The sequence below is a fragment of the Rickettsia sp. TH2014 genome (assembly GCF_019249195.1).
Lineage (GTDB): Bacteria > Pseudomonadota > Alphaproteobacteria > Rickettsiales > Rickettsiaceae > Rickettsia > Rickettsia felis.
The window spans coordinates 1-4,210 of sequence record NZ_MXAX01000235.1 but is presented as its reverse complement, the minus strand read 5'-3'; the positions used below and the strand labels follow the sequence as shown (position 1 = coordinate 4,210).

Genomic DNA, 4,210 nt, shown 5'->3' with positions numbered 1-4,210 from the left:
TCTAAACTGCAATACGGAGGCACGACCTAAAGTTGCTACGCCAAGGGCGACAGCTAATCCTAAGCTAGCACACACCCCTACAAATGCTACGGCAGGAAAGCGTTTAGGAACTCCGACGGATTCCGTTAAATATAATTCTGCTCCTACTCTTTCTCCCATGGACGACATACCTTGCACTATACGGCATATTGTTACTATCCAAACGGCACTAGCACCTACTTGGGCATAAGTAGGAAGATTGGCCATAACGATGCAAGAAAACGACATTAAAATAGCGGTAATAATGACTGTAAATTTCCGACCTATATTATCTCCTATCCAGCCAAATAACAAAGCTCCTAAGGGTCTAAAAATAAAAGTAGAACAAAAAGAAAAAGCTGCAAGAAGGCGATTAACGTGAGTATCATAATGCAGAAAGAAAAGCTCATTAAGTAGTACTGCCATATGAACATATAGCATAAGATCAAAATACTCTAAAAAAGTACCTATCGATAGTAAGCTGATAGTCTATTTTTGTGCTCTATTTAAATTTTTTTGTTTTTTTCGTATCCCAACACAATTTTTTCTAAAAAGTTAATTTATAGAAAGGTTATATTGAGAAGATTTAAAGTCAAGAAAAAAGTTACAATATTTTATGATTATACTTATTTAAAACTTCTTTGACTAATGAAGTTGTTATTTTTCTTTTGGAAATTAAAGCAAAATAGTTAATATTTTCTAATGTTTCTATAATTTTAGAATATTCCCTAGGCAAATTTACTAAAAGAAAATCTATTATTTGTTCTGATATTGTTACCGAAGAAATAGAAAAATGCTTAAATATTAGAATTTTGATTAATTCATCATCAGGTGAGTTTAATGCTATACTAAGGACTGATTTAATACGTGAAGATAAATCGGGTAAAGTAAAATTTCTGCTTTTATTAGATGAGGTAAGTAAAAGATATTTTTGTTTTTCATTAACAATATTAAATATATGAAGTAATGCCGACTCTTGCCAGTTTTCAATATCTTCAATGATAAAAGCATTATATTTTTCTAAAATTTCTTCATTAAAAAAAATATCTTTAATAATATAGGCACCGCTTAAATTTTGCCATATTTTGGTTAAATAAGTTTTTCCTGACGAAGAAGGTCCTTTAATTAATAAAGTAGATTTATAAGGATTAACGCCAAAGCTGCACTGCCAATTTTTTATAATATTATAAGCTTGCTCGTTAGAACTAGAAACAATAAACTCATCAGGATGATATTTATTAGAAGTAATAAATCGAAATATATATTGCTGCATTTATTAATCCTTAGCAGCATTGTTGTTGGTCGAGGAGGTCATTTTCATGCTTCTCTATGTCATTCCCGCGCAAGCGGAAATCCAAAAAATAATCTTAATACTAGTACAACAATTATACATTAATTCATACAATAAACCTAAAAAAACAAGTTTTTTATAGGTTTGCCTGGATTCCCGCTTTAGTGGGTATGACATTAGACACTTTTTAAAAATCATACAATAATATTATAACTTAGCCGTCTGTTTGATAGAATTTGCTAGATTTATAAAATTTAATTAGATTTAGGAGTAAAATTTTTGTAATCCCTGCAATCGGTATAGCAAAAAATATTCCAATAATTCCAAATAAACTGCCGCAGGCAAAAATCGAGAATATAATCCAAAGAGGATGCAACCCTATTTTATCACCGATAATTTTAGGGGTTAGAATATAAGATTCACAAATATTTCCGACTAGATAAATTATCATTATATATAGTAATTTGCTAGTTACACCAAAAGTTAAATAGCCGATAATTAGAGTTAAAAGAAACGATATAAAAGTACCAAGCAAAGGAATAATGACTAAAAACCCTGTTAAAATACCGAGTAAAAGAGCGAGATCAATACCTATTACGGTAAATGCAATACTATAATAAGTAGATAATAATAAGCAAATATTTAGTTGTCCTCTTATGTAAGCAGATAACAGATTATTAATTGCCGATAATATTTCAAGGATTTTCGGTCGGGTTTTTATAGGTAATAACGATTTTATGTTTGCAATAATTTTAGCCCAATCACGTAGAAAATAGAATAATATTATAGGTATAAGTAAAAATAAAACAAATATGTTAATGGTAATAATGGTATAACGCCAAAAATTATTAGCAATACTGCCAAGTATAATAAATATACTATTTATAAAATCACTTAAAGAATTCTTGATTTTATCGGCAATATCAGGCTCTATCGAATAAATTTTTGCCATTATAGGAGGTAATATTTCTGCCTGTAAATAATTTTTATATTTTGGAATATTATTTATAAAAGTAAAAATTTGTCCATAAATTATCGGTACTAAAATAGTTAAGCTTAAGAAAAATATGCTCAAAAATATCAGATAAATTATGCTTGATGCAAATTTATTTGATATTTTAAATTTTGATGCGATAAAACCTATAGCAGGTTGTAGTAAGTAAGATATTATAAATGCGATAAAAAATGGTTTTACTGCATCTGAAATTAGCATAAAGCCGCTTATAAAAAGCCCTAAAAAAACTAGCCAAAATATAGCGGTTCTATTCATATTATTATTTTCTATTCGGATTTTTTAACTACTTGTACGGTAGCGGGTCTAAGTAGCCTATCTCTAATTTTATATCCTGATTGCATTAAAGTAATAATGCTATTCGGTGCATGATCAGGATGTTCTATCTGCGAAATTGCATTATGTAAATTATAGTCGAACATTGATCCTATTTCCGGCTTTATTTCTTCAATATGATGTTTATGAAAGATTTTGTCCAGTTCATCTTTAGTCATCTGAACGCCTGCAATAATATTTGTGACTTCTATATCAGAATTCGCTGGTTTATGAGCTAATGCTCTTGAAAGATTATCACTAACATTTAGTAGTTCTTTAGCAAATGTAGCAATTGCATAATCTTTTGCTTCGTCACGTGCTTTTTCTAAACGCTTTCTTGTATTATCTATTTCGGCAGTAGTTCTAATTAGTTTGTCTTTTAGCTCTTCAATTTCTGCTTTTAACTCTGTTATTTCCGGATTTGCCGTTTCAACTATCTCTTCAGCAATATCATTTATTGTTTGTTCATTATTTTCTATATTATCATTTATCATATTATTTACTTTATATTTATGTTCTTTTTTGAGGTATATATAGATATAATAAAAATTTTTTCAATGGTATACTTGTTTAATTTAAAAAATTGCGGCGTCACTTTGCGCTTATAATTCTCACGTAGTATACCTACGTTGCGGTTGTAAGCTTTAAAGTGTCTTGCCCTTTTTCAAATTAAACTTCGTCTACCGATTTAGGAGTACAAATTGTATTATGAGACAGTCAGGAAGAAAAAGCAACCAATTACGTCCTATTTCATTAGAATTATCACCGCTTATTAATACGGAAGGTTCATGCCTTATTAAAATCGGTAATACACATGTCATGTGTAGTGCTACTTGCGAAACTACCGTACCGCCGTTTTTACGAGGGCAGAATCAAGGTTGGGTTACCGCTGAGTACGGCATGCTCCCAGGCTCTACATCCCAGCGTATTAAAAGAGAAGCAGCACAAGGGAAGCAAGGAGGAAGAACCCAAGAAATACAGCGCTTGATAGGAAGAAGCATGCGATGTGTAGTTGACTTGAAGAAACTAGGTGAGAGGCAGATTATTATAGATTGTGATGTTATTAATGCTGATGGCGGTACTAGAACGGCAGCGATAACAGGAAGCTACGTAGCATTACACCTAGCTATTAGATCATTGATGAAAAAGAGAATTTTAAAGGTAAATCCGTTAATTAGTCAAATCGCAGCTGTTTCTTGCGGGATATATAAAGGTGAGGCGATACTAGATTTGGATTATTTAGAAGATAGTGATGCTGAAGTGGATAGTAATTTTGTATTTGCAGGTAACGGTAATCTAATCGAAGTACAAGGCACGGCAGAGAAAGAACCTTTTTCCGAAGAGCAGTTTATAGCAATGTTAAAACTTGCTAAAGGCGGTGCGGCAGAATTATTTAAACTACAAAATCAAGTGCTGCTTGGGGCTTAGAGGGGTTATCATATAGTTCTTTTTATGCAATTCCTGCGTGGATACCCGAGTCGTCATTGCGAGGAGCGAAGCGACGTGGCAATCCAGAAAAAGATTAAAAAAATTCTGTAAATCAGAATCTTTTTCTGGATTGCCACGTCGCTTCG

Annotated in this window: 5 protein-coding genes; 1 reads left to right on the top strand and 4 read right to left on the bottom strand. The window is 31.6% G+C overall.

What is annotated here, in order from left to right; genetic code table 11:
* From KYQ89_RS04710 to grpE, 4 genes are all read right to left on the bottom strand, one after another.
* Positions 1–489, bottom strand: a 489-nt coding sequence (locus KYQ89_RS04710) for an MFS transporter (protein WP_371920412.1), incomplete at its 3' end; no start/stop codon positions are given.
* Between the two features lie 133 nt (positions 490–622).
* A complete protein-coding gene (locus KYQ89_RS04705) occupies positions 623–1,291 on the bottom strand; it encodes an HdaA/DnaA family protein (protein WP_218460629.1) in 669 nt (222 codons plus the stop codon).
* A gap of 232 nt (positions 1,292–1,523) precedes the next feature.
* Positions 1,524–2,579 (bottom strand): AI-2E family transporter, encoded by a 1,056-nt coding sequence (locus KYQ89_RS04700; protein ID WP_218460628.1) that lies wholly within the window; start codon positions 2,577–2,579, stop codon positions 1,524–1,526.
* 11 nt (positions 2,580–2,590) lie between these two features.
* The gene (gene grpE / locus KYQ89_RS04695) at positions 2,591–3,130 is read right to left on the bottom strand and encodes a nucleotide exchange factor GrpE (protein ID WP_218460627.1); all 540 of its coding nucleotides are present in this window, start codon (positions 3,128–3,130) and stop codon (positions 2,591–2,593) included.
* A gap of 214 nt (positions 3,131–3,344) precedes the next feature.
* Here grpE and rph point away from each other — a divergent pair, with 214 nt between their 5' ends.
* Positions 3,345–4,064, top strand: a complete 720-nt coding sequence (gene rph / locus KYQ89_RS04690; protein ID WP_218460626.1) for a ribonuclease PH — start codon at positions 3,345–3,347, stop codon at positions 4,062–4,064.
* Positions 4,065–4,210: the final 146 nt, after the last annotated feature.